This is a genomic window from Sphingobacterium sp. UBA5996 (assembly GCF_002429765.1).
Taxonomy (GTDB): Bacteria; Bacteroidota; Bacteroidia; order Sphingobacteriales; family Sphingobacteriaceae; genus Sphingobacterium.
The window spans coordinates 89,144-114,491 of sequence record NZ_DJAS01000017.1; the positions used below are offsets into that span (position 1 = coordinate 89,144).

The following is a 25,348-nucleotide window of genomic DNA, read 5'->3' on the forward strand; positions in this document are numbered from 1 at the left end:
TCTGAAAATAATCCGTTTTTATAAAAAGAGGTCGCTGTAACTAATACAGTGGCCTTTTTTTATATCCATGTAGTTAGACAGTCTTAATAAAGCAGGATATTGGGACTAATAGTAACTTCCGTTAAATGTACCGCCCTTGTTGTGTAAAACCTAAAAAATTACAAGATAGACCTGATATTGGTATAGACCCATCGATATTTCTATAATATGAACCACCTAGGTTTACTTGAGTTACACTAATCAATGATGGAAATATAGATATAAAGAAATTCAGAGAGGCCGTATTTAAATATACAAATCGTAAATAAATTCATAATCAAATACATACAGCGATCCGCGAGCATGAGTAGATATTTGATTGTCTATCAATGAAAGCGAACTTTGTTTTGTTTTCGAGATAATGTCAACTTTATTAAAATTTAATAGATTGGAGTTGATCTTCCCATGTAAAGCGTATCCCCATGTTGTATATGACTTGTATCATTTCGATAGATCTAAGACTGAAACCGTTTTATGCCAATTCCCAGCCTTATTCCTTTTTTGTTATTATAGACATATCGAACGTTTATTGCAGTTGTTCTAGATTTGCAAGGTGGAAATGGTTCGATTTGTAATTGCTTCTGAAGAAACATAGAAATTTATTTCTCAATCGAGAAACTGTAAAAATAGTTATTACAATGTTGGATATTTTCTTAATATTGTTTTTTTAAATTAATTTTCTAAATCGAAACTATATAAATCTGTTTTGAATAAAAATAATGTTAGGTAATAGACAATAATTACAATTATTGTCTTTAAATAGTATATTCTTGGGGGTAAATGTGAAAATGGTAAAAAAGTTTTGTATAAAATAATACTACCCATATGTGTAGTATTGATGTCTTTTTGTTTAAAACAGAGATTTTATATATATATTTAAGTTATTAACCTGTATGGCGAGTATGCAATTTTTAATTTAAGTCTTTCAAAGTTTAGATTGAATAGGGATTAAACCGGATTTGCATGTTAAAGATGAAGAAATAATAGAGTGTACAAAAGATATTGTTTTTTTTAATATTAATGTAGTAGTGTAAAGGGTTAATTATCAATTATTTTATAATGGCACTTTTATTTTTATTAGCTTATATATAAATAGATATATTTTATGAAAAAAAATTTATACATTACATTAACATGGTTGTTTGTTTTATTATATTCATGTAATAAGACTGATGTTGCTCCGGTTGAAATTTCACAAAATGATCTGTATATTGAAAAACTTAAATCGTTGGGGTTCGATTTATCTCAGGGTTTTTTTGAAGAGGATGGTGGGTTTATAGTTGAAAATGATATTTTTCTCTCGAGAGAGGATATCGATTACCACTTAAGCAAAAAATTACTTGAAGTTGTCAAGGTATATAATTTAAGTACGTATGCTTCACTGAATTCTACAAAAACAGGAGGAGGTAAAAAGTCACAATATCGTACTACAAATATTGTAAGTTTTATTGATCACAGTTCTTATACAAAAACAATTTCTATTTATTTAGATCCCTCGTTAAATAGCGTTCTTGGTAGTGGGTTAAACCAGGCTATTATTCGTTATAATAATCTAGATATTGCACTAAAATTTATTCGGGTTCAAAATTCAAATCTTGCCTCAATAAGAATTATCCCGGCAGACACTAGTACACCAAAAAAGTACCTTATGAAAGCTGGATTTCCACAATCATCTGGAGCCCCATATAATAGTATTTTGGTAAATACCAACTACTATAATAATAATACCGTAAGGTATGATATCGCTTCGACATTAGCGCATGAAATTGGTCATTGTATAGGCTTAAGACATACCGATTATATGAATCGTGTATTTAGTTGCGGTGTGGAAACTGAAGTAAATCCAAATGAAGGGATTGGAACTGATGGAGCTGTACATATACCAGGAACTCCTACGGATCCCGAATATGATTCCTTTATGTTAGCTTGCACTAACGGGGTAGATAGGCCGTTTACTCAAAACGATATATTGGCTCTCAAAACACTTTTTCCTCTAAAGGCCCCTTCTTTTTATGTTGCTTTGAACTCTATTATCGTAGATGATAGATCATCTTACAGTTCTTGTTGTGATTATAATGATTATGATATTAAATATGAAGCAAAATTCTATAAAGATCAGACAGGTACAACACCATATTACCCTACTTCTCCATTTGTTCTCCGTGGAGCGATTTTTCACAATAACTCGCTTGTCCAGCAATTAAATGTAAGCATTCCCGCAGGGGTTCAATCCTACAATTTTGGAACATATACGAATTCATCTGTGTTAGAATGGGGAACTACAGTATCTCAAGACGAACATCAGGTAATAGTTTATCCGAGCTATGACCTCTATTTAATGAGATAGTATATAGCAAGATAGTATAGGACATAACAGAGCTGTAAATGGCAATTAAGAATGCAGTATAATTGGCAACTTCGAGTACACTTTTGACACTAATAAGTACATAATCCAGTCGTATTCGCCCTACCAAGTATATATTTAAGAGCTTAAGTGTATGGCCTAGCTTTGCATTATGAATATGCAAGAAAAAAAAGCAACCATGCTGTCTATGATATCAAACTGGCGATTTAGCGGAAAAAGCAAGAAGACTTATTGCGCTGAAAACGGGATTAACGAAGTCACTTTTTATTATTGGTTTTCTCGGAGCAAGGAGAAAGATGGTGCTAGTGGAAGTTTCACGCCGATCGACAGATCTGTCCGTAGGGAGATAGAGATGATCTATCCCAACGGAGTTGTTCTGAAATTGGAAAGCGATCTGGGTCTTCTTTCTCAGCGATTCGTCCTTACTAATATGTTTTCGCTTGGGTCTTCAACAATAAATTCGATTGGAATTATTTAGATTTGAATATAGATATTTACGGGTGAGTACAAAACAATAACACCGAATAGTAGTTTTATTGTCCGAAGCTGATTATTCGCTATACTTCTTAACAGGTTTCGCAGAATGGTTTTTTCGGTATTGTTTATAATTTCCATGTTTTTCATATTCCAAGGTTCCTTCCTCACAGTAACCGCTGAGATAAACAGAGAATTTATTGCTTTGGTCTTTGTTGGCATTCAGCTCTTGGATGATATCAGAAACACGACGTGGTATCTCAAAGAAGTTGGAGTTATAAACAAGGTCATCCAGTTCTTTAGTCAGTTCGATACGGCGTTTTGACTCTGGGGGAATATTGTAGAGCGGCGTTAAATCAATCTCTTTTCTGAATATCTTATGTGGTTGGATTTTCAGCGCACGGCAGATCAGAATAAAGTTGTTCAAGGAAGAACCTTTTCCTCTTTCAATAGCTGCTACCGTATTGGTTGTCAATCCGGTCATATTCGCCACATCTTTCAGTGTGTAATATATTTTTTCCCGTTGAATGCGCAATTCCTCACCGATTTCAACCAGTATCTTCTCGTTAATATCTGCCATATACAAATGGAAGACTTATTTGCGCATAATTTGAATAATAATATTTGTATTTTATTTGCGCAAATAAATATTATTATGTATATTTGTTTCAACGAAAGCCGATAAACGAACTGTGAACTGTGAACCATACCAATAATTGTGGACTCATAGTGCAAAACCATTATTATACGATTAAAATGCAAATAATGAGAAAATTAAGTATTAAAAATATAGTAAAGTCACCGGAATAAAACTCATTACTATTTTGTAGATTTGTATCTCGTATCCTATGTTGATAACCCCTATTATTGACGTGTACTGCCATTCAAAGCATAGGATTAAGAAAAATAAAATTATTTGAATCGTTGAAATAGACTCAGTATTGAGTTTGTTCAAAAGCTGTGTTTGCGCAAAAATAAGGTAATTATTTTGCGTTGAGGATGTTCTTTGACTTGTTGGTATTGGAAAGGGAAATAAAATATTGACCGATCGGAAATTTTGTCGATCGGTTTGAATAGGATAGGAGGCATCTTGTGATTCCGTAGGGTGAGCGCAATGGCGACTCACTAAATACCTTTTTTAAGAAAATTTTGGGTTACATTCTACACTATGTTCTTGATTATTATTACTATACTAGGAGTAGGGGATGTTAATGATATTGAAATGAAGGGGTATACACAACGGTCGGTTTTTTATTTCTTTCCGAGAGGATGTTAATGATCATAAATTGTGGGGTATACACAACGTTCAGTTTAATTTCCCTCTTGATATGCGATGTTAATGATCTTAATTGTGGGTATACACAACGCTCCCAGAATGAATTAATTATGACAAATGGATGTTGATGATTTAGAGTGTAGGGTCTATGCAACGGGCGCTTTTCGGACTTTTCTTAATCCTTGAAGTTGATGATCTCAAAAAGCAGGGTATACACAACTGAGTCTTGTTTGTGAAACGTGAGAAATTTGATGTTGATTATATGCAATTAGCGTATGGGCTGCTACCGTAATTAATTCCTTTGCGTAGTACTTGAAAAGTAAGAAAATTTTCAAAATTATATATTGAGGCATCTTGTTATGCCGTAGGGTGAGCGCAATGGCGACTCACTAAATACCCTTTTTAAGAAAATGTTGGGTTACATCCTGCCCTATGTTCTTAATTGTTATTACGATAATATGTGGTAGGATGTTAACGATCTCAAAAGGTAGGTTATATACACATTAATAATCCGATTGATAACGTAGGATGTTAACGATCTCAAAATGCAGGGTTTACACAACTCGACCACATCTATTTCAGTCGCAAATCTGGATGTTAACGATCTCAAAATGCAGGGTTTACACAACATCTTATTTGCCCATTTATCATAGATCGCAGATGTTGACGATTTAAAAAATATAGGGTATGGACAATCACCATAAATTTAGGCAAACTTTTCGTTGAGGATGTTAATGATCTAAAATAAAGGGTATATACAACTGGACCGCGTAACGACATTATCTTCCATTCAATACAAATAAGTTTTATAACCAGATAACAATTTACACTTACCCAGCTTCGGTTTCCATAAAATCCGTCAAATTCCGCCGGAGCTGCGGTAAGTGATTTTCGCTTTAACCAAGAAAGGACGAATTATGAAACTACTTTTACGAAAACAAGAGACCATACGCGCATTGGAAAACCTCCGCCAAGGGGAAGAAAGGGGGCTTAAATTCTTCTACCAAAAATTCTATAAACATTTCCTTTTTCGTGCACACCGCGCAACAGATGACGAATGTACAGGCGAAAGTATTGCCCAAGAGGCCTTTCTACGCCTTTGGCTGTTCAGAGAAAATGTACATTCCGAAACTGAAATCTTCGACTTTCTGAAAGTTCAGGTGAAAACCGCGGTTCAGGCTTTTTACAAAAAATCAAAAAATAAATTTCAGCGAAGCTTACTGCGGCTCGATAGCATAGAGGATTATCAGGAGTTTATGCTCGGCTATGAACTGGAAGAGGAAAACGAAGACGATGTGCTCTATATTGAGCAACTGGAATCGGAAAAGAAAAAGAGAATGGATCAGCTTAATGCTATTCTTCCAAACCTCAACCGCGATCAACAACTCTTTGTTCGTCTCTGTCTCAAATATAGTTTTAACTATGAACGTATCGCGTACTATATGGGAAACATATCAGATTATGAGGTTAGTCTACAAATTGAAAATGCAATCGAATACCTACGTGCCATCGTCCATAGTGAGGAAAAAATGCAGCTTGTAGCCAAGCCGGTCGAATTTAAGTTAAATGGTGAAATGACCGAAGAGGAAGCTGAAGTATTTCGCATGCGCTACGAATTGCAATATTCCTTCGACAAAATTTCGGAAGCATTGCAGCTGGATGGGGGACAGGTAAGGACGTTGTTTATTAATGCGCACGCAAAAATTAAATCAAAAAAAATAGCATAAAAAAATAAAAGCAATATGGCAGCTGATACAATGGTGTTGACCCGGAAAATACAGGTGTTCGTGGATTGTGACGATAAAGAAAAACGGTCCGAATATTTTAAAAAACTCTTTGAATGGCAGGATCTCGTATTCCGTGCCGCTAATATGGTCATCACCCACCAATATGTGCAGGAAAATCTGAAAGACCTGATTTATTTGCAAGATGATGTTAAAATTAAACTGGCCGATAAGACAAAGGATCCCGAAGGTGTATTGAATACTTCACGCATGAACACTACTTACCGCGTGCTATCTAATTATTTTAAGGGACGAATTCCTACGGATATTCTATCACAAATAAACACGGCTTTAATCAAATATTTTCAGGCAGATCGTCTCTCCTATTGGAAGGGTGAAAAATCACTTCGCAATTACAAAAAGGATATGCCCATTCCCTTTCCTGGAAGACGAATTAACTTGAGTAAAGATGAGAATGCTAGAGATTTTAAATTCACATTATTCAAAATACCGTTTCGCACCTACCTCGGTAAAGACCGGTCGGATAAACGAGTGCTGCTACAACGTGCATTGGTCGGACAAATCAAAGTCTGTAGTAGCGCAATCAAAATCGTCAAAGGTAAAATCTTTTTGCTGTTGGCCCTCGAGCTCCCAAAGAAAATCCAAGAATTGAAAGATAACATTATCGCCGAAGCGTCGCTTTCAATCGAACATCCCATAGCAGTCACCATCGGAAAGGAGTCCTTTCAGATCGGTAATAAAGAAGAGTTTACTTACCGACGTATGGCCATCCAAGCAGCACGGCATCGCTTGCAAAAAGCTGCCGCATTTGATAAAGGTGGGCGTGGTCGTAAGCGGAAAATGAAAAGCTTGGAGCACTTCAACGAAAAGGAGAAAAATTATGTAGACACCAAGCTCCATCTCTATAGCCGCCGGTTAATTGAACTTTGTGTGAAAGCACAGGCAGGTACCCTCTTGTTGGTCAACCAATCCAATAAGGAGGAAATTGCCAAAGGCGATAAATTTCTGTTGCGCAACTGGGGCTACTACGGTCTTATTGAAAAAATTAAATACAAAGCTAAAATGGTCGGGATCAACATTATTATCGAGTAGATCAATCCAATTTTTTCCCTCTATAAAACTTGCTCCATGCATCCCCGGCATAGCCGTTATCCAAATATTCAAAGGTGGAAGCACTCGCCCCCTTCAACTCCTGGCCGCGATAGAAAACCGTCCAGGAGTCTTTTGCATACCCTCCCCCAAGTGCTTTAAAGGTGGATGCCGAAGCGCCGTTAACTTTTATTCCCTGATAATAGACTGCCCAGGGGTCTACGGCATAGCCATTTCCGATTGATTTGAACGAGTTGGGGCTGCCGCCCTCGACTTTAATTCCACGGTAAAAAAGATTCCAGGCGTCTTTGGCATAGCCATCATCAAGGTATTCAAACGTTGAAGCAGAAGCCCCTTCCACTTTCTGATTTTTATAGAAAACAGACCAATTGTCCTTGGAATATTGACCGCCAAGAGGCTGTGTGGTAGGACCAGCAAATCTCTCGTTCTTTTCGCCCCGATAATAGCTTGACCAATTATCTTTTGCATAACCCCGACCGAGGTTTTCAAAGCTGGAGGAGTTGGCTCCTGCAATTTCTTTGCCCAAATAGTAGACTTTCCATGCGTCTTTGCTGTAACCATTTCCCAGCGTCTTGAAGGAAGACGCTGTCACATTCGATAAGGATCTGCCATAAAAATAGACCTTCCAGGCATCACTAGCGTAACCGTCACCCAGTGACTGAAAAGTAGAAGGACTTGCATGGGCTACAGCTGCCCCCCGAAAATAGACTTTCCAGGTGTCTTTTGCATAACCATCACCTAAAAACTGAAAAGAACCGGCATTGGCATTGACAATTTCTTTACCACGATAATAGATACGTGATCCGATTTTGCTGTAACCATCACCCCGATGTTCCTGAAAGAAAAAAGTAGCAAAATTGGCATGCGCTACTTTAGCACAAATAGCCTGTGTGGCAGTAGTCAACAAAAGAAGAACGAGCATGGTTTTAAATGGGACTTTTGACATCATATAGGGCATCGGGTTAAATTTGAAAGCAAATGATCATATGTTACTCTTGTTAATGAGACCCAATAATCACAATAAAGTTTAGTCATCAATTAATTATTTATTTCTTGGAACTGATGCGATTGAAAATAGAAGGTCATTATTTCGCATGCTTATGTCTTCAACTAAATTCCAACCGTTTAAGCGCTCAGGCTGCGGTGATAATGATAACAGTTTTTATGAATTTCTATCAACCCCGACAAATAGAGGGTTGACCTGTCAGATCTTTGTCAATACGCAAGGTAAAAATCGGGAATATTTGGTCGAGTAGTATTTTTTTTATATATTGCTGGTTATGAGTTTTAAAGAAAAATTAGAGAACTGGCGCACGTCAATCAATCGCGCCGGTAGTGGTGAGGAATTGTATATTTTGCTTTTGAACTACAAAAAGTTTATCAACAAAAATTGGATGGACGATTTTGGCGATCCGGGTAACTGGAAATCGGAATTAAATCAGGTCATCAGCAAAGTAAGAAAGAAAGTGGATGTGGCAGAAATTCAAAATTGCGACGATCTCTCGTCCTACAAAGACGACGCTCGGCAAACAGCCCATTCGCTCAATCATACATTAAGATATCACCACTCATTGACAAAAGAGTAGGCTAGGCCTACTCTTTTTGCGTTTATAGGGCTTTACTGTAAAGGAATCAAAACATTTTGTTCCAGACGGACAGGCACCTGCTTCACCGACGTAAAGCCGTCTTCCTTGGAAATAATATTAGAAAGATCAAGCCCCCTTTTGGAGAATGTACTGATCAAAGCTGTTCTGAAGGTAGCTTTCGATGATCCCCAGCCTTGTCCTAAAATGGTGTCGTTGTTGAGCTGGATCAGTTCATCTGTTGAATAATAACTGAATTTTTCCAGTAAGTGTTGGTAAAGATTTGTTGTTGTAGCCATACAATTTAAAAATTTAAAGGATTAAACCATAAACTGTATCCAGATTACTTTGGGAAAATAACCGTTGTATAACGTTTATTTTGGTCGAAACCCGTATTAATTTACCACCGCGGTGCCTTCACTCGGTTGGTATTGCATCATGCAATTCTGAATACTCTACAAATATAGTAGATTATTTTTTTATAATAAAATTTTTTTTGTCTTTACTGCTATTAAACGCTGATAACCGAAAACAGCAGCAAAACAAGCTGGTCGCTTTGACTTTAATTTGGGTATAAAGCGGTTAGCTGATTGGGAAATTTATCATGTTACTGTAATCTCATCGAAAATACTTTAAAAAGCAGAGAGAACACAATACTTTTGCGGCATGAATAGAATTGCGGAAATTAACGAATACATTGCTACCGAACGCGAAGTATTATTGCAACACCCTTTATACCGTAAAATAAAGACGATCAAAAATTTACGTTCTTTTACCGAAGGGCATGTGTATGCTGTATGGGATTTTATGTCTTTATTAAAAGCTTTACAGATCAAATTAACCTGTACCACACTTCCATGGTTCGCCAGTGAACATCCTTCAACGCGCTATTTGATTAATGAAATTGTATTGGCAGAGGAGTCGGATGAATATATCGATGGACGTCGATTAAGCCATTTTGAGATGTATCTCGACGCAATGTCTGCTATGGGAGCCGACCTCCATTTGATCAATAAATTTATTGCCAATGCCAAAAAATCGGATAATATATTCGATGCTATAGCATTGACAACATTGGACAAGCGAATCAAAGATTTTCTGAATTTTACATTCGAAGTAATAGCTGAGGGTGAAGTGCATAAAATTGCGGCGGCATTTACCTTTGGACGTGAAGACCTCATCCCCGGAATGTTTACGTCTATTTTGGAAGAAATTAAAGCGAATTTCCCTACAGCCAATTTAGACAGTTTTATTTATTATTTTCAACGCCATATTGATTTAGATGGCGACGAACACGGTCCATTGGCGATGCAGATGATAACAGATCTTGCGAAGGACGATGAGGTTAAATGGACGGAAATGAAGGAGATTAGTAAAGTTGCGCTGCAAAAAAGAATTCAACTGTGGAATGCAATTGAAGATTCCTTATATGGATAATACGTTAAGCAGATCTTTGAGAACGGCCTTTCAAATCACGATTTGAAAGGCCTTTTTATGTGCTGTGCAACAAGTCTTATTTATCCGTTACCTTGCAATATCATGCACCAGCTGTTTATTGAAGTTGCGTTCTTTCGAAAGCCAGTCAACTACTTCAAAAAGTCTGGCGATTGATAGGCTGGATTGGGATAGGTATAGAATCCTTCTCCGGTAGCGACGCCTAGTTTGTTCTTATCTATAAAATGTTCTTTGAGATAGGCTACAGTTTTGATCTTTATGGGATCATTGGTTGCCTCGGCACTCATTTTGTTAATATTATAGGCTGTTGTGATGCCAACGATATCGAGTATGCCGAAGGGGCCTGTTGGCGCTCCCGTGGCAACCATCCAAGTCTTGTCGATCGTTTGGGCATCGGCCACTTCGTTGACCAAAAGATCCGTTGCTGCCGACAGTAGCGGAACAAGTAAGGAGTTTACAATATAGCCAGGCTGCTCCTTATGCAGTGGCAGTGCAACCATCCCAATGGATTTTGAAAAGTTGACCACCTGCTCAAATACTGTTTTGTCTGTGCCTGGATGGCCCATAATTTCTGCTGTATTGTGCTTCCAGATCTCATTGGCAAAATGTAGGGCCAGGAACTTCTCCGGACGGCCAGTTTCTTGGGCAAACTGACTTGGTAGTAGGGTGGAAGAGTTTGTTGCAAAAATGGTTTTCTCCGGAGCGACTTTCGCTAACTCCTGATAGAAACCTATTTTAATGGCAGGGTTTTCGGGAACGGCTTCGATCAGAAAATCTGCGTTCGCTACTGCCGAAGCAAGGTTTGAATCGTAACTGAGCCTGTCAAAGGTTGAAGCCAGTTGTTCCTTACTCGCATGAAGATCTTTCTCGAATGCCTGCGCCATAAGATCAAATTTAGCTTTTGCTTTTTCAAGTACCTCATCGTTGATGTCATATACGGTAACTTCATAGCCATGAAAAGCAGCTTGGAAAGCGATCTGATAACCTAAAACACCGCTTCCTGCAATCGTTATATTTTTAAAGTCCATGATGTTATTATTTTTTTTTTCAATTCGTAAAAACATACGCCGCGAAACCATGGCGCATGCTGTGATCCTTATCCTTTAATTCCTTTTAACCAATCTTTGAATTTGCTGATCTGTTCTGTGAGAAAGGATTCCTGCTCTTCCTCGTCCGCGGAACCAAGCGGTAGGATATGTTCAAAATAAGTGCCTTTCAATAGTTTACGCAGTAAACCTTCTCCTATAAACGGTTTGTCGTCATTTAACGTTTTGGCCGCTTTTAAGAGATGACGGATGTCGTATTGAAGGGGATTGATATCTGGAACCTGTTTATTTAAGTTTAAAAGTTCATATACGGCAATCCGTGCTGTACGTACTGAGCTTTCCATGGTAAAAACCACATCGTTATTAGTTTCGACAAACTGACCGACCAAGCCAAGATTTTTGCAGCCTTCAGGGACAACTCTTGGACGGTCACCCTTTGCTCTAGGCATAAACATAGACGTAATGTAGGGCATAAACGCCGTACGCACAATGGTATTTGTGATAACATCGTCCAGTTGCTCAATAATTCCCAGATGGTAACATAACTCGGCTAGAATTTCATCTCCCGTACATTGGGGCATTGGCTTTTTAATGTAATTTCCTTCTTTATCCATAAATAAGGCATATACCCACAAGACAAGAACATCATCCGGTTGGCCAGGGAAGTGTGGCTGTCTATTACAGGTGAAACTCATCAGCCAATCGGAATCGGTAATGGTGATGATACCGCCAGTAACTGTTTTGCCGGAATAAGGGTCGTTGACGGAATATTCTTTTAGTTTTTCGACTAAAGCCGAAGGCTTACAAGTCAGCGTTGCAGACTCCCATGCTGATTTTTCGATTTTACTACAGAACTTTTCGGGTCTACCAAATATGGTCGATTTGGCAGCAAGGTTTTTCCAGAGCTTCCAGCCTGCACTCTGACCGCTGCTGCTGTTGTCGATACCGATAATCGGTGCGTTTTTGTTATCTCCATAAAAGGTGTCTTCGGTCATTGATCCGGTGGTAACAATGACGAAATCGTCTTTTCCAATTGGAATTTTCACCGCTTTACCATCTTGTTCTGTGATAAGCGCCTCCACGACTTTTCCTTCGGTATTGCTTTGGATATCGAGGTCTTTGACCAGCACATTAAACTGAATGTTTACCCCTTTGCTTTGGAGTACTTTGCGCAATGGGGTTACAAAAGTATCGTATTGATTGTATTTAGGGAATACCAATGACGAAAGGTCGTTCAGTCCATCGATCGCATGTAAAAAACGATGCATGTACAATTTCAGCTCAAGTAAACTATGCCAGTTTTCGAAAGCGAACATGGTACGCCAGAAGGTCCAGAAATTGCTGGATAAAAATGATTCGCTGAAGTAGTCTTCGATGGTTAAGTCATCTAAGTCTTCTTTATTTTTGAGCAGCAGGCGAATGATGGCCAGCTGATCCATTTTGCTCAATTCAAATTTACTGAAATCTTTTATTTCACCCAATTTATGAATGAGCCTTGCTTTCGAGTAATTGGGATCATTATCATTGATCAAACGGTACTCGTCCAAAACACTATACGGGGCAGGCATCTCCAATGCAGGGATATCCTGAAACATGTCCCAAAGATTTTCATAGGTCATATCCATTTCCCTGCCACCGCGGATGATATAACCATCGGCTGCATTACCGGCACCATCTAACGAGCCACCTTCCACATGGAGCTGTTCAAGAAAGGTGATGTTCTCCGAAGGAACATGTCCATCGCGGATAAAATAATAAGCCGCGGACATCCCTGCGATACCACTTCCGACGATGTAGATTTTACTGTCTTTATATGATTTTGGGGGAATGCCTTTATTGCGCTGATAATTACCGATCTGATCAGAAAAAGGCATCGATTTCTTTGGTGTATTACGTTGAACCTCTTTGCTCGAATCAGGTTCATGATTAACGTTTTTACATTCGGCAGATGCATTCAATACGTTGTCGAATTTGGAGGTGATTTCTTTCATGATACGTATGGTTTTTAATCCTTGACTAAAGTTACCGATACCGTCTGAAACATTTGTGCCCTCAAATTCGCTATTGTTCTACCGAATTTCCGATTCCTACATATTTTGTTGCTTTCGGTATTCAGATGGCGATAAAGTGGAGTATTTTTTGAAAAAGCGACCGAATGCCGAAATGGAATGGAAGCCGATTTCATACGAAATTTGTGAAATTGTTTTTTCGGGGTTCCCCAGCAGCACATAGGCTTCTTTAAGTACATACTCGTCAATAATTTCATGCGGCGTTTTACCAGAGGCTCTCTTTACAACATGAATAAGGTATTTGTTTGAAATAAACAACTTATCGGCATAATACTGTACTTCTTTGTATCGACTTCCATAGCGTTGAACTAAGTTCGTAAACTTATAGAACAGATGATTTGTTTCTTGGGTACTGTCTGCAGGAATTTGGTGTTCGGTAGCCAATTCGTCGGCGATTTCCAATAATAAATTAAAGATGATTGTCCGAATGATGTCTGCTGTAAAACGTGTCGTCCGTAAAGTAACATCCTTAAGGTAATCTATTAATTTTATTAATTTGTCGACAAGATTATCTTTAGCATTAACGATTGTAAAGGTCGAATTCTTAAAAAATCCCAGTTGCTCAATAAAAAATGGATTGACAATATGTTTAAGAAGAAATGCTTTATCAAAGAAAATAAGCTTCATTCTAAAGTTAGGACTGACCTTTGAAAATCGGATAATTGTTGTCGGTGCGGATACGAGAATCTTATGCTTTGAGAAATGGTATTCCTGATTATCGATTTCAATATTGATATCCCCTTCGGTACAGATACAGATCGCATAAAAGTCGATACGAAAAGCATTACTGGGGTATTCAAAAATCGGATTGCCAGAAGAAATGTAATAGGGGCGATGACAATTTACGCCAAAGAATGATAAGGTATCCTGAAGGCTTTCGTGTGCGTTACAGTTTGTTTTTACCTTAAGCTTCATGGATTTTTTGTTTGACTCGGGCATGGGCTGAGAAGATTGTTTCTAATAAACGAATGGGCTTTGTTTATTTGGCTGCGGTTCGTTTAAGGATCAGTTTTTCGGTCGCAATAGCCTCTTCGATCCCGACGAAAAAACTCTTGAATCCGAATTTGCTTAACAGGCGTTTCGAAGCGGTGTTATCGGGATCAATAATGCCGATGACATCCTTATTTGGATCCAATGCTGTCGCTAGTGCGAGCATTGACTTACAAATCTGCGTCCCTAAACCTTTGCCCCAGTGTTCCTTGCGGAGCAAATAGCCTATTTCAAATACGGTTGCATCTTTTTTGTAGTTAACGAGCTTACAGTCCCCTAAAAGTTTTTGCGTATCTGCTTCAATTACTTTGAAATAACCTAAATCCGGATCTTGGTTGAGTTCGAGAATCGACTCGAATTTTTTTCGCGCCTGCGCGTTGGACAAGCCTTTGCCAGTAATATATTTCATGACATCATCCTCCTTCACCAAGTCGTGGAAGTCGGTGAAATCACCAGACACATATTTTTGAAAGAGAAGGGTATCAGACATAGCTTAATGTGTTTAGTTACAAGATAAGGTTGTTTTCCCTTAAATCAAATTGTGAGATCATAAATCATCATCTTTCTGTCTTATTTAGCTTTTTTACTGGTTTTAGTTTTGCAATTGAGTTAAATTGCGGTTACGAAAGGCGAAAGTTACGGCCAATATAAGTACACGGCATGCTTCATACCCATCCGATCTTATATTGACATCGCGAGACAACTACACATGAATGCGAATAATTTAAAATGATATAACTTATGATACAAGGTTTATATGAAACCCATATTCAAGTGCGGGATTTAACTAAATCTGTCGCATTTTATACAGAGGTATTGGGATTACGTGTGGCACATCGCGATCCGACGCGTCCCATTGTTTTCCTATGGATTGGCCCCGGAAAAGACAATATGTTAGGCTTATGGCAGGAAGAAACAAATTTTCAGCCGAGACATTTTGCTTTTAGAGCGGATAAAGAAGATATACTGAATTACGCCGTGGACTATCTGAAAACTCGTGACCTGACCCCTTATAATTTTTTAAAAGATGGGATCGAAGCACCGATGGTCTTTGCATGGATGCCGGCATTGGCCATTTACTTTAATGATCCGGATGGCAACCAATTGGAGTTTATCGCAGTTTTGGAAGGAGCGGGTAGGCCCGAACTAGGCGTGTTGTCTTATGCTGATTGGATCGATCGTACAACACAATAAGTCGCGAAAAAGCGACTTATTGTGTTGAATTCCATTCTTCGGCAAGGATAGCAAAGACCACATCATCTTCCCATTGACCGTTATGGAAATAGCTTTTTACAAAATGAGCTTCCTTTCGGAACCCGAGACTTGTTAAAAGCTGAATGGAAACCTTGTTTTCCGGCGCTACTGAGGCAATGATCCGGTGTTTATTGTACTGACTAAAGAGTGCTTGCATGACCACTTTCAGGCCTTCTTTGGCGTAACCTTGTTGCTGGAATTCCTTTTTTATCGTACAGCCCAGTTCGACCTGCAGATTTTCATTGCCAAAAAAATGCACACCGATATCTCCGATTACAGCGTTTGCTATTTTGTCGGTCATAACGAGCTGAAACCAGGACTCTGGAAGATTGAAGGTGTTTGGGTTTTTTGCTATAAATTCATCGACTTCTGCCAAAGAACTTGGAATCCAGCCTTGGTATTTATTGGTTTCTTTATCCGAACGGTAACCGAATACTGCCCGACTGTCTTCCGGCATGATGGGCCGAATCAATAATCTTTCTGAGTCAATCTTCATGGCTTAACTTTTTGAAAATCTGGTTATAGCTTCTTCACGCGTACCTGCAAAATTGATTTTTTTTGATTTATTGCTTTCGTAGATAAAATCGTTTAAACTTTTGCTGTTGTATCTGGAGAAATCGCCAACGATGGCAATGTCAAAGCCGTATTGAGTATATTTTTGAAGGATTTCACCGGCAAGTTTTGTTTTAAGTTCGAAAAAATCGTCTGTGATGTTCTCCTGATAAATAATTGCTTTGTATGCTTCTTGCGCGCCACAGTCGACCATAATCTGTAGACCATCATCGAGATTATGGATAAAGACGCCTGAACCTTTAACTTCAGCAATGTTTTCGTCACCTAGCTGAATAATAGTGATTTCCATTTTTTTTGTTGTGTCGTTTTAAAAATAAATTTGTGGGACCATACTCCATGATCCATAGCACTTCGTTGGGATATCCTGTTGAAAATGATCCGTAAGATAAGTTGTTGTGAGTGCTGTATAGCCTTGCTAATCTACAAATAAAATCCGTGGTGAGGATAGACTTTCTCGTTACTTAACTGCGGTCTGCTGATATAATCTGACGATTTCATCAATGACCAGATTCGGTTCATCGTAAAAGACATGATGCTCCGCATGTTGAGCCAAAAGGTAACTGCGGTTGCTTTTTTGATCGGCAAATTTTTTAAGGGCAGCAATAAATAAACTCCGGTCGGGTTCTTCAAAAGGTGATTTTCCGGAGCCAATGATGGTCGTCGGTACATTGATTTTATCTGCAACCTCATGTAAAAGAGCTGTGGACGCTTCGTAGTTTAAAACGAGGTGATAGAACCCTAAGCTTTCTTTCTTGATGTTATCAAGCTCACTTGCATATTCCCTCTTCAATGATTTGGATCGCCCCATTGTCATGAAATAAGGGGATACAATATCGATCATTACTGTTCCAACAACCTGACCTGGATTGGTTGTTATAAATTTCATCGTATAATTACCACCAAAAGAATGGGCGACGAAGAAGTACCGATCTCGGTACCCCAATCGCTGCAATGCAGTTTTGAGATCCTTGACTTCATTTGCTAGGCTAATGTTCACCGTGTCAATTTCACTTTTCCCAAAGCCCGCCCGGTCGTAGGTAATCAAAGGAGCGCCCAGTTTGTTGGAAAGTGGTTCTAATAAGCTTCGCCAAACAGAACCGTCATTTCCCGCTCCGGACTCAAAGACTATAGGGATTCCTTTCCCTTTCATTAGAGTAAAATGGAGATTATGCTTTCCCAAATTGATCAGTGTATCCCTAAGCTGGGCTTTTAAGGCGAGTCCGAACGCCGTTAGCCACACGATAATAAATAGACGGAGTTTATACATAAGCCCTCACATCATTCATTTTAAGTGTCATGCATGTCGCTTCTGTTTCTATCCATCTTGTATATTCCTCCATAGCCTGCAAGCGAAGTTCGTCTGTAATATAACCTTCGATGACCATTTGTCTCGATTGGGCCACTTTGTTCCAGATGGCTAAGTTTACTTCAAAATTGTCTTCGCCTCTTTTATAAACTTGATCAGCATTGATCACCTCAATTGCTTTGAACCCTGCTTCTTGTAGAAGTGCGGCTATTGTATCGGCAACCCGATTATTCATGCCTGCATCTTCTCGCCATCTAAGGAAAGTACGATAAAATTCAAGCATGCTCTCTGGTGGAGCAGGATTCCACTCGATCGTGGTATGGTTGTAATCTAAAATAGAAATTTGCCCAGCAGGCTTTAGCCAGGATTTGAAAAAATCCAGTGCTTTAGGAATATCGCTTAACCACTGCATGGTGCGCGCTGTAATAATCAAGTCAAACTCATGCGGCGGCTGGTAATCAAAAATATTACAGCAGACAAGACTTAAATTTCTAGTGCTAGCATACAGCTCCTTTCCACTGTCTATAAAATCAGCAGTGTTATCCAGACCGATTATTGTCCCGTCACCGATATGTGCCGCAACCTCATTCGTCAGTGTACCTGTACCGCAGCCTACATCCAATATTTTCATTCCAGGAGACAGTATCGGAAGTAGTGTTCTGTAATCGGAGCATAAAGTTCGTCTTTCGAATATTTTATGAGCTTGCTGATCTTTTCTGTCAATAAATTTCTGTTTCATTAGCGTTGGTTTAGGTTTCTGTAAATATAGCTTTTGCTTTCGTGTTAAAAAAGGCCCTATCGATCCTTAAAATCCCATGATTTCTAAGTGATACAAAAAGCACCCTATTATTTACTTAATACCAAAGCTATACCAAGGCCTACATTAACCGTGATATAACACTAAGACAACAGGGGTATAGCAGGGGGTTAACAGGGATATACCCCTGTTAACCCCCTGCTAACCCCCTGTTAACCCCCTGTAAATACCTTGTTAGTTTACCAGTTGGTATAGTTTAAGTGTCAATTTGTGCACAAAACAATAGCACCCCTATAAATACAGATCAATGCCCTTTTAAGAGAGAAATAGTCACATTTTTTTTATATTATTTCACTGTATTCTTTAGAATAATCTTTATCTTGTTGAACAACGATTCTATTACCGTTAATAGTTGCACTAAAATATCCTGATGTTATGCGAAAAGTATTTAAAATGCTCATGCCAATTTATTGTGCTGTTTTTCTTTCAGCCTGTTCTTCTAACTACCTCATGACATTCAACGGCGAGAATGTAAAAAAAGATGAAGACAAAGGAACATTTTCTTTTAATAATGATACGCTGCAAATCGATTATTCCTTTGCCGACGGGGATGGTAGAATTTATCTGCGGATAGAAAACAAAATTGATAAGCCGATCTTATGGGATCTTAAAAGTTCGGCCTTGATTATTAACGGTAAAGCGGTAGGCTATTCCGCCGAAAAAGCCGATTTTGACGGAAAGGTGAACGCCTCTGTTTCCAATATAGATACTCGGAATACAACGTTATTCAACGACGCATGGGTTAATGGTTATATTACGGGATCGGTAAGTTTGCCTAAAGATGTGGTACTTATCCCGCCACATGCCTATGTAGATGGGCATTATTTTGATTTTAAAAATGATGTGAAAACCATTGTACGATCATCTCCAAAAGAGAAAGTGTATATGTATGATATGAATGGGGAGAGTTATGCGGTAAAACTTGCTCGATTTGAAGGTGCTGCATCACCTTACAGCTTAAGGAGCTATCTAAGTTATTCTATTTTGGAAGATGGTAAAGCGGTCGCTAAAACGACGGAGCAAAGATTTTATGCTGCCCAGCTTTGGCAGACGGGAGCCGTAGCGCTTAACAATATTATTGAATTATATAATAAGCGTGGGGATGTGATGGCTGTTAAAGAGAAAAAAGGACAAGGAGTGATGATTGTTGGGGGAGCTTTGGCGCTCACCGCAGTGGCTGCCGCAATTGACCCCAAAGAAGGGCAATAGCATCCAAGCTTAACAAGGATAGCTAGACTGACCAATAAGAAAGGCAATGTATGGGAATTTAAGAAATTTTAAGAACCGAACCCGTCTCAATCGGGTTCGGTTTTCGTTAATTATGGTAACTTCAATTTCATAAGCGTCTTATTTGACCGGGGTACCATCTGTAATCTCTTCATCTGCTTTGCTGACCAGTGTAACGCCCTCCTTCAAGTCACCAAAAATTTCGATCTGACCATCTACGCTGCGCCCTTTCTGGACCGGGAGACGTTGTGTTTTGCTACCGACTACAGCGATCACAAAACTTCCTTCTCCCGAGGTAAATACGGCGGATTTCGGTACAACGAAAGTACTGTCTTTGGAGGTTAAAGGCAATTCGACCTCGGCGACCATGCCCGGCAATAGTTTGTTGTCCGTATTGATAATGTCAATTTCTACTCGTTCAGCCCTTAACCTGCTGTCTAAGGTACCCGATTTACGTGCAATCTTACCGGAGAAGGTTTGTCCGGGCAATGATTTAACCGTAAATTGCAAAGATTGGCTTTCCACTAAAAAACCGGAGTATTGCTCTGGTACCGCTACAGCTAGTCTGAGCTTACGTTGTTGTTGAATAGTCATGATCGGCATCTCCGAGCCACGGCCAGCAGGTCCGACGTAAGCACCCTGATTGACATTTCTTGTAGCGATTACACCGTCAAAGGGCGCCCTGATTTCTAAATAATTCAATAGATTTTGAACTTCTGCGTAGGCGGATTTAGCGGCTTGATATTGTGCAAAGTCGGCATTCTTCTTTGCTTCGGCCACCTCTAGATCCAATCTCGCCACAGTTCCCTCGACTTTACTGGTTTCAAAGAGCCTGTCGTAAGTGCTTTTGGTCGCCATATAGATGGCCTCCTGGGATTTGAAACGCGATTTTGCTGCTGACAGTTGTGAACTTAATTCGGGAGCCTCCAATACAGCTAATAGCTGACCGGCATGCACTTTACTTCCGATGTCTACATTCAAGCTCTTGACATAACTGCTCACCTTGGCATAAATCTCCACCTGCTGAAACCCGCTGATTTCTCCAGGAATCTGCATTTTATTTGTTAATTTCTGTTTTAAGGGTACAAAGGTCTCCATTGCCGGAGCTGCAGCTTCGGGACTTTCTTTTTTTGCATTTTCCTCACCTGCCGAATGACATCCGGCTAAGGATGCGATCAGACCGGCGATAGCTACTATTTTGAACAAATTATTTTTCATATTTTATAGATGATACTGCTTTTACGATAAAGGTTTTAATGCGGCAATATAGTGCTTGCTGTCTTTGTCTTCAGGATCTAATGAGATCGATTTTGTGCTGCTTTTTTCTTGCGCCCAGGCAAATATGAGCGGTAAGATGACGAGTACGGCAAAAGTCGAAAACAATAAGCCTCCAATGACGGCCCTGCCGAGTGGTGAAACCTGCTCGCCACCTTCGCCATGACCAATGGCCATAGGTAGCATACCTACAATCATGGCCAAACTGGTCATGATAATAGGCCGAAGCCGTAAGGAGGCTGCCTCACGGGCTGCAGCCAGCGCATCGCCGTTATGCCGACGTATTTGCTCGGCATTGGTGATGAGCAGAACGGCGTTCGCTATGGATACACCCACCGACATGATGATCCCCATGTAGGATTGTAAGTTGAGGGTCGAGCCTGTCAACAACAGCAGAATCAATGAGCCCAGCACAACGGCAGGTACAGTGGTGAGCACGACCATAGAAACTTTGAACGATTGAAAATTAGCCGATAACATCAAAAATATGACGATAATGGCTACGGCGAGCCCAGATTCGAGGCTACTCATGGTCTCTGACAAGACTTTTCCGAGACCTATCTGTTCCATAGACAGTCCCCGGGGAAGATCACCAAGGGCTTTGATGCTACGTTGTACATCTTTAGATGCTGTTTTTAAATCAGTATGGTCAATATTTGCAGTAACAGATACGTAAGGCATTGCCCCTAAGTTGTCGTTCTCGCCATAAGTAAAAGACGGTGTGATCGTCGCAACGTCGCTCAGAATAGGACGCGCTGAATTTTTCAATAAAGGGATTTCACCGATTTCTTTCTCATCTTTCATTTTATCGATAGGAACCTGAACCTGGACGTTGTAGGAAAGCCCGGCTTTTTCATCGATCCAGGTATTCTTTTCCGTATAGCGTGAAGAAGAAGTGGAAGCGATGAGCGATCGTGTCACTTCACTCAGGTCGACGCCCAATTGTGCGGCCCTGATTCGGTCTATCTTAATGTCGTACGAAGGATATTTGATGGATTGTGCCAGTTGCACATCTCTAAAGTAAGGGATTGTTTTTAATTGTGCAATCAATTTATCTGCGTACTTCTCGTTGTTTTTTTTGTTTTTTCCTGCAATCCGAACTTCAATTGGTGTGGGCGATCCCTGACTTAACACTTTATCGGTAAGTTCGATCGGTTCAAAAGATACTTGTACATCTGGCAATGCAGCCTGAAGCCGCTTGCGGTATTCATCACGGAAACTATCCATATCGTGATGGTAGTCTTTCAGTGCAATCTGGAAAACAGCTTCATGTGGACCAGCCATAAAAAGATAGATTGGCGAAACGGAAAATTGCCCCGGATGTTGCCCGATGTAAACAGATGATATACTGATATGATCTTTCCCAACCAGCTTTTCGAGTTCGGCCAGTGCCAATTTTGCTTTCTCTTCGGTGCGTTCGATCCGTGTGCCTTCCGCTGCGCGAAGACGCATTTGGAACTGTCCCGAGTTGACCCTCGGAAATACATCCTGGCCGATTGTGGAAAGTAAAATGCCAACGAGACTAATGGCGCCAAGAAGATAAACTACAGTAATGGTCTTTTTCCTTTTGAAAAGGCGATCAATCATTTTCATGAATCTGTTTCTGAACCGTTCAAAAATACTCACCTTCCCATCGTTGTTAAAGTCTTCTCGCTCAACCAGGAGTTTCTTCTGATCCAGGGTGTCCTGTTCGGATGCCACGGTTAGTCCAGTTGCGGCAAATTGAGCTTCATCTGCATTTAAGCCCGCTGGTTCGGTCGCGTGTGGCGCTTTATGCGCATGATCTTTCATAAGCCAGTTGGCCATGATGGGAACGAATGTCTGCGAAAGGAGAAAGGATATGATCATTGAAAATCCGATGGACAATGCCAAGGGAAGAAACAATGACCCTGGAATTCCTGTCATTGTAAATGCCGGAGCAAACACGGCCAGTATACAGAGCAAAATCAATAATTTTGGTAAAGCGATTTCCTTACAGGCATCCCAGATCGCCAAGGCTTTGGGTTTGCCCATGTCCAGATGCTGGTGTATATTTTCTATCGTTACGGTACTTTCGTCGACCAGGATACCTATGGCTAAGGCCAGTCCACTCAGGGACATGAGGTTGATGGTCTGCCCGAAAAGTTTGAGGAAGAGTACGCCCGAAATCACGGATATCGGAATGGTGAGGATGACGATAAGGGCTGCTCTTCGATCTCCTAAAAATAACAGGACCATTAACCCGGTGAGAATCGCACCGATCGCCCCTTCGGTAATCAAGCTCTTTACCGAGTTGATGACATAAACGGATTGATCAAATTCATAGGATAGTTTGACGTCGTCGGGTAAATTTTCCTGAATCTTTGGTAAGGCTGCTTTTAAATTCTGCACGACCTCCCAGGTTGAGGCATCGCTGGCTTTGGCAATGCTGACATATACGGATCGTTTGCCGTTGACAAGTGCGTAGCCCGCAGTAACATCGGCTCCGTCCTTTACAGTAGCAATATCACCTAAATAAAGATTTTGTACGCCACCTTTAAACAATGGAATTTTTTCAAAATCTTTGACATCTTTGATGGTATTGTTGGTTGGCGTAATATAGTTTTTATCCTGAATGCGGACGTTTCCTGCGGGCGCTGTTTGATTATTGAGTTTTAAGACTTCTACAACCTGATCGGGTGTTATCTGGTGACTGCGCATTAAATCGGGATCAACGTTGATCTCGATGGTACGTGGACTCCCACCAAAGGGTGGGGGGGATAATAATCCTGGTATGGACGTAAACGATGCTCGGACGTAGACGTTGGCCAGATCTTGGAGTTCATTGTTTGAACGCTTGCTACTGCTCAACACCAGCTGACCTACAGGAAGCGACGAGGCGTCAAACCGGATAATGAAAGGCGGTTGTGAGCCCGGAGGAAAAGAAGCCTGGATCCGATTAGCAAGGGCACTTAGCTCGGCAGCAGCCTGGGCCATGTTGGTGTCTTCGTAATAGGATACTTTCATCAACGTCAGACCTTGAATATTCTTGGTCTCAATCGATTTGACCCCATTTGCGAAAAGAAGAATATTGACGTAGTTTTTGGCAAAATAAGCTTCCATCTGATCTGGTGAATAGCCACCAAAGGGATGGGCGATATAAATAACCGGAAGATTCATTTTGGGCAGGATATCCACCTTGATCGATCGAACGGCACCTATGCCAAAGACAATAAGTCCCAATACGAGTACGAGGACAGCTATCGGCTTGCGTAAGGCAAAACGTATTAAATTCATGTAATGTTATTTATAGTTCGTTGTTAAAAATATCAAAATCTCCCGCGGCTGCGGCTTTGAGTAACAGTGACTGCCAGAGATTAATGTGGACGATCTCACGATCGGTTTCGGCTCGATTTAATGTATAAAAGGTCTGCGTAACGTCTACAAGTGTCGCCAGCCCGTTTTTATACATTGTCATTTTTTGGAGGTAAGCCTGTCTGGCCGCTGAGACTTGTCTGGGAGCTTCTAGATCACTTTTCAGAGCCAGTTGGATCTTTACGTCTGCGGCATCGAGCTGTGCTGTCAATTGGGCCTCTATAGTTTGGTATTCTTCTCTTAGGGCATCGTTCGTAAAGCGCTGTGCACTGATTTTTTTATTAATACGCGCAATCGAAGTCAGGTTCCAGCTGATGCCCAATCCCAAAAGATAGTTTTGCCGACTAGGACGAACCCCTTGCCAATAATTTGTGCTGTAGGCTTGTAAATCGGTGATGTAGTCACTCTTAAAACCAGATCCCCTGGTCTGAAAGACACCGAATGCGCTTACCGTAGGAAGATACTCTTTGGTGGATAGTTTTAATTGTTGTTCGCCAAGTTTAATGTTGCTTTGATAAAATTGCAGCAAAGGATTGTTTTCAATCAAATTGTCGGAAAGAGGAGTCCGCTGCACAGGTGTTTTCTCCACCAGGGCAGTATCTAGTTGCAGGTCCTTGGCTGGAATCCCCATTAATACGGTCAACTTATTGTTTTGCTCCTTCACATTTTCACGGGCCTGATTGAGACTGATTTTGGCACGCGATACTTCCGCCGAAGCGAGGGTAGAATCTACGCCGGGCAATAGTCCGTTTTTTACTTTAGTGGCAGCAATATTTAAAAAGACCAGTGCGCGTTCCAGATTCATCTGTTGATTTTTTTCTAATCGTTGGCTGGCCAATACATTGAGGTAAGCTGCGGCAATCTTGATTTTATGCTGGAACTTTTCCTGACCGAGATCCGCTTGTCGTCTTTTAGCATCAGATTTAGCCAATTCGATACGTTCTTTTTTCCGTCCAAAGGTGTAAATGTCCCAATTGACATTGGCTAGATAAAGAGCACCAAATGCGGCATTCCAATTTTGTTCCGGAAGGGCGACTCCCGACGAAGCCACACCAAGTCCACCAAATCCATACAGCGGGCCATTTTGTCCGTTAATGGTCCCAAAATCCTGTTGAGCGACGATGTTCAGGTTGGGCCAAAAGTCGCGTTTGACTTGTTCATTGGTCTGTAGGGAAGACTGGAGATAATATTCCTTTGCCTTAATCATTCCATAATTTGCAATGCCTTTTTCCACCGCGTCTCGGAGCGTAAGCTTCTGAGCGAAGGAAGAGCATGTCGCAAGTGATACAGCCAGTGATAGTACTAAATTTAATTTCAGCATAGGTTATCTATCATTTATGGACACGAAGATAGTAAGCACAGCAACCCCGATGTCCCTTTAAAATGATCTATGGCATTTAAAAGTGACCAG

The 25,348-nt window shown here is 40.2% G+C and carries 22 protein-coding genes and 1 riboswitch; of the genes, 8 read left to right on the forward strand and 14 right to left on the reverse strand.

Annotated features, from left to right (window positions below; all coding sequences use genetic code 11):
• Positions 1-1,144 precede the first annotated feature (1,144 nt).
• Positions 1,145-2,386, forward strand: coding sequence for a M57 family metalloprotease (locus B3E00_RS13330; protein ID WP_293938804.1), 1,242 nt, complete (start codon positions 1,145-1,147; stop codon positions 2,384-2,386).
• Between the two features lie 169 nt (positions 2,387-2,555).
• Complete coding sequence (gene tnpA, locus B3E00_RS13335; protein WP_293938806.1) at positions 2,556-2,882, forward strand: IS66 family insertion sequence element accessory protein TnpA; 327 nt, start codon at positions 2,556-2,558, stop codon at positions 2,880-2,882.
• A gap of 72 nt (positions 2,883-2,954) precedes the next feature.
• Here the strand turns inward: tnpA and B3E00_RS13340 are convergent, their stop codons facing one another.
• The gene (locus tag B3E00_RS13340; RefSeq protein WP_293884643.1) at positions 2,955-3,458 is read right to left on the reverse strand and encodes a helix-turn-helix domain-containing protein; all 504 of its coding nucleotides are present in this window, start codon (positions 3,456-3,458) and stop codon (positions 2,955-2,957) included.
• Between the two features lie 1,613 nt (positions 3,459-5,071).
• Here B3E00_RS13340 and B3E00_RS13345 point away from each other — a divergent pair.
• On the forward strand, positions 5,072-5,881 hold the full coding sequence (locus B3E00_RS13345; RefSeq protein WP_293938808.1) for a hypothetical protein: 810 nt from the start codon (positions 5,072-5,074) through the stop codon (positions 5,879-5,881).
• 15 nt (positions 5,882-5,896) lie between these two features.
• Positions 5,897-6,991: a hypothetical protein gene (locus B3E00_RS13350; RefSeq protein ID WP_293884645.1), complete on the forward strand. Its 1,095-nt coding sequence runs from the start codon at positions 5,897-5,899 to the stop codon at positions 6,989-6,991.
• A gap of 1 nt (position 6,992) precedes the next feature.
• Here the strand turns inward: B3E00_RS13350 and B3E00_RS13355 are convergent, their stop codons facing one another.
• Positions 6,993-7,958, reverse strand: coding sequence for a DKNYY domain-containing protein (locus B3E00_RS13355; RefSeq protein WP_293938810.1), 966 nt, complete (start codon positions 7,956-7,958; stop codon positions 6,993-6,995).
• A 331-nt stretch (positions 7,959-8,289) separates the two neighbouring features.
• On the opposite strand from B3E00_RS13355, the gene B3E00_RS13360 reads away from it, so the two are divergent.
• Positions 8,290-8,595 (forward strand): hypothetical protein, encoded by a 306-nt coding sequence (locus B3E00_RS13360; RefSeq protein WP_209577925.1) that lies wholly within the window; start codon positions 8,290-8,292, stop codon positions 8,593-8,595.
• Between the two features lie 32 nt (positions 8,596-8,627).
• On the opposite strand, the gene B3E00_RS13365 is transcribed toward B3E00_RS13360, so the two are convergent.
• Positions 8,628-8,891: a 5-oxoprolinase gene (locus B3E00_RS13365; protein WP_121125014.1), complete on the reverse strand. Its 264-nt coding sequence runs from the start codon at positions 8,889-8,891 to the stop codon at positions 8,628-8,630.
• Between the two features lie 66 nt (positions 8,892-8,957).
• A riboswitch (SAM-I-IV-variant riboswitch) is annotated at positions 8,958-9,051 on the reverse strand.
• Between the two features lie 207 nt (positions 9,052-9,258).
• Here B3E00_RS13365 and B3E00_RS13370 point away from each other — a divergent pair.
• Positions 9,259-10,029: a DUF3050 domain-containing protein gene (locus B3E00_RS13370; RefSeq protein WP_293884648.1), complete on the forward strand. Its 771-nt coding sequence runs from the start codon at positions 9,259-9,261 to the stop codon at positions 10,027-10,029.
• Between the two features lie 149 nt (positions 10,030-10,178).
• Here the strand turns inward: B3E00_RS13370 and B3E00_RS13375 are convergent, their stop codons facing one another.
• The 4 genes from B3E00_RS13375 to B3E00_RS13390 form a co-directional block, all read right to left on the reverse strand.
• Complete coding sequence (locus B3E00_RS13375) at positions 10,179-11,075, reverse strand: 3-hydroxyacyl-CoA dehydrogenase (RefSeq protein ID WP_293938811.1); 897 nt, start codon at positions 11,073-11,075, stop codon at positions 10,179-10,181.
• Positions 11,076-11,143: 68 nt separating this feature from the next.
• A complete protein-coding gene (locus B3E00_RS13380) occupies positions 11,144-13,084 on the reverse strand; it encodes an oleate hydratase (protein WP_293938813.1) in 1,941 nt (646 codons plus the stop codon).
• Between the two features lie 96 nt (positions 13,085-13,180).
• Positions 13,181-14,077, reverse strand: a complete 897-nt coding sequence (locus B3E00_RS13385; protein WP_209577929.1) for a helix-turn-helix domain-containing protein — start codon at positions 14,075-14,077, stop codon at positions 13,181-13,183.
• A 64-nt stretch (positions 14,078-14,141) separates the two neighbouring features.
• Positions 14,142-14,642: a GNAT family N-acetyltransferase gene (locus tag B3E00_RS13390; protein WP_209577930.1), complete on the reverse strand. Its 501-nt coding sequence runs from the start codon at positions 14,640-14,642 to the stop codon at positions 14,142-14,144.
• Positions 14,643-14,893: 251 nt separating this feature from the next.
• Between B3E00_RS13390 and B3E00_RS13395 the strand changes: the two genes are divergently transcribed.
• Entirely contained in the window at positions 14,894-15,346 is a 453-nt protein-coding gene (locus B3E00_RS13395) for a VOC family protein (protein WP_293938816.1), read from the forward strand.
• A gap of 16 nt (positions 15,347-15,362) precedes the next feature.
• Here the strand turns inward: B3E00_RS13395 and B3E00_RS13400 are convergent, their stop codons facing one another.
• From B3E00_RS13400 to B3E00_RS13415, 4 genes are all read right to left on the reverse strand, one after another.
• A complete protein-coding gene (locus B3E00_RS13400; protein ID WP_293938818.1) occupies positions 15,363-15,902 on the reverse strand; it encodes a GNAT family N-acetyltransferase in 540 nt (179 codons plus the stop codon).
• 3 nt (positions 15,903-15,905) lie between these two features.
• Positions 15,906-16,268, reverse strand: coding sequence for a DUF4180 domain-containing protein (locus B3E00_RS13405; protein ID WP_209577933.1), 363 nt, complete (start codon positions 16,266-16,268; stop codon positions 15,906-15,908).
• A gap of 168 nt (positions 16,269-16,436) precedes the next feature.
• The gene (locus tag B3E00_RS13410) at positions 16,437-17,246 is read right to left on the reverse strand and encodes an alpha/beta fold hydrolase (RefSeq protein WP_209577934.1); all 810 of its coding nucleotides are present in this window, start codon (positions 17,244-17,246) and stop codon (positions 16,437-16,439) included.
• Positions 17,239-18,024: a methyltransferase domain-containing protein gene (locus tag B3E00_RS13415; RefSeq protein ID WP_293938819.1), complete on the reverse strand. Its 786-nt coding sequence runs from the start codon at positions 18,022-18,024 to the stop codon at positions 17,239-17,241. Before B3E00_RS13415 ends, B3E00_RS13410 begins: the two co-directional genes overlap by 8 nt.
• 453 nt (positions 18,025-18,477) lie before the next feature.
• Here B3E00_RS13415 and B3E00_RS13420 point away from each other — a divergent pair, with 453 nt between their 5' ends.
• A complete protein-coding gene (locus B3E00_RS13420; RefSeq protein WP_293938820.1) occupies positions 18,478-19,311 on the forward strand; it encodes a hypothetical protein in 834 nt (277 codons plus the stop codon).
• Between the two features lie 138 nt (positions 19,312-19,449).
• Here B3E00_RS13420 and B3E00_RS13425 read toward each other — a convergent pair whose 3' ends face one another.
• Genes B3E00_RS13425 through B3E00_RS13435 form a run of 3 tightly spaced genes read right to left on the reverse strand, consistent with a single transcriptional unit; the run spans position 19,450 to position 25,258 of the window.
• Positions 19,450-20,547, reverse strand: coding sequence for an efflux RND transporter periplasmic adaptor subunit (locus B3E00_RS13425; RefSeq protein WP_209577937.1), 1,098 nt, complete (start codon positions 20,545-20,547; stop codon positions 19,450-19,452).
• 21 nt (positions 20,548-20,568) lie between these two features.
• Complete coding sequence (locus B3E00_RS13430; RefSeq protein ID WP_209577938.1) at positions 20,569-23,859, reverse strand: efflux RND transporter permease subunit; 3,291 nt, start codon at positions 23,857-23,859, stop codon at positions 20,569-20,571.
• A gap of 10 nt (positions 23,860-23,869) precedes the next feature.
• Positions 23,870-25,258: a TolC family protein gene (locus tag B3E00_RS13435; protein WP_209577939.1), complete on the reverse strand. Its 1,389-nt coding sequence runs from the start codon at positions 25,256-25,258 to the stop codon at positions 23,870-23,872.
• Positions 25,259-25,348 lie beyond the last annotated feature (90 nt).

Excerpts from the sequence above, each read along its gene's own strand:
- B3E00_RS13330 (WP_293938804.1), top strand. The coding sequence starts at position 1,145 with ATGAAAAAAAATTTATACATTACATTAACATGGTTGTTTGTTTTATTA.
- tnpA (WP_293938806.1), top strand. The coding sequence starts at position 2,556 with ATGAATATGCAAGAAAAAAAAGCAACCATGCTGTCTATGATATCAAAC.
- B3E00_RS13340 (WP_293884643.1), bottom strand. The coding sequence starts at position 3,458 with ATGGCAGATATTAACGAGAAGATACTGGTTGAAATCGGTGAGGAATTG.
- B3E00_RS13345 (WP_293938808.1), top strand. The coding sequence starts at position 5,072 with ATGAAACTACTTTTACGAAAACAAGAGACCATACGCGCATTGGAAAAC.
- B3E00_RS13350 (WP_293884645.1), top strand. The coding sequence starts at position 5,897 with ATGGCAGCTGATACAATGGTGTTGACCCGGAAAATACAGGTGTTCGTG.
- B3E00_RS13355 (WP_293938810.1), bottom strand. The coding sequence starts at position 7,958 with ATGATGTCAAAAGTCCCATTTAAAACCATGCTCGTTCTTCTTTTGTTG.
- B3E00_RS13360 (WP_209577925.1), top strand. The coding sequence starts at position 8,290 with ATGAGTTTTAAAGAAAAATTAGAGAACTGGCGCACGTCAATCAATCGC.
- B3E00_RS13365 (WP_121125014.1), bottom strand. The coding sequence starts at position 8,891 with ATGGCTACAACAACAAATCTTTACCAACACTTACTGGAAAAATTCAGT.
- B3E00_RS13370 (WP_293884648.1), top strand. The coding sequence starts at position 9,259 with ATGAATAGAATTGCGGAAATTAACGAATACATTGCTACCGAACGCGAA.
- B3E00_RS13375 (WP_293938811.1), bottom strand. The coding sequence starts at position 11,075 with ATGGACTTTAAAAATATAACGATTGCAGGAAGCGGTGTTTTAGGTTAT.
- B3E00_RS13380 (WP_293938813.1), bottom strand. The coding sequence starts at position 13,084 with ATGAAAGAAATCACCTCCAAATTCGACAACGTATTGAATGCATCTGCC.
- B3E00_RS13385 (WP_209577929.1), bottom strand. The coding sequence starts at position 14,077 with ATGAAGCTTAAGGTAAAAACAAACTGTAACGCACACGAAAGCCTTCAG.
- B3E00_RS13390 (WP_209577930.1), bottom strand. The coding sequence starts at position 14,642 with ATGTCTGATACCCTTCTCTTTCAAAAATATGTGTCTGGTGATTTCACC.
- B3E00_RS13395 (WP_293938816.1), top strand. The coding sequence starts at position 14,894 with ATGATACAAGGTTTATATGAAACCCATATTCAAGTGCGGGATTTAACT.
- B3E00_RS13400 (WP_293938818.1), bottom strand. The coding sequence starts at position 15,902 with ATGAAGATTGACTCAGAAAGATTATTGATTCGGCCCATCATGCCGGAA.
- B3E00_RS13405 (WP_209577933.1), bottom strand. The coding sequence starts at position 16,268 with ATGGAAATCACTATTATTCAGCTAGGTGACGAAAACATTGCTGAAGTT.
- B3E00_RS13410 (WP_209577934.1), bottom strand. The coding sequence starts at position 17,246 with ATGTATAAACTCCGTCTATTTATTATCGTGTGGCTAACGGCGTTCGGA.
- B3E00_RS13415 (WP_293938819.1), bottom strand. The coding sequence starts at position 18,024 with ATGAAACAGAAATTTATTGACAGAAAAGATCAGCAAGCTCATAAAATA.
- B3E00_RS13420 (WP_293938820.1), top strand. The coding sequence starts at position 18,478 with ATGCGAAAAGTATTTAAAATGCTCATGCCAATTTATTGTGCTGTTTTT.
- B3E00_RS13425 (WP_209577937.1), bottom strand. The coding sequence starts at position 20,547 with ATGAAAAATAATTTGTTCAAAATAGTAGCTATCGCCGGTCTGATCGCA.
- B3E00_RS13430 (WP_209577938.1), bottom strand. The coding sequence starts at position 23,859 with ATGAATTTAATACGTTTTGCCTTACGCAAGCCGATAGCTGTCCTCGTA.
- B3E00_RS13435 (WP_209577939.1), bottom strand. The coding sequence starts at position 25,258 with ATGCTGAAATTAAATTTAGTACTATCACTGGCTGTATCACTTGCGACA.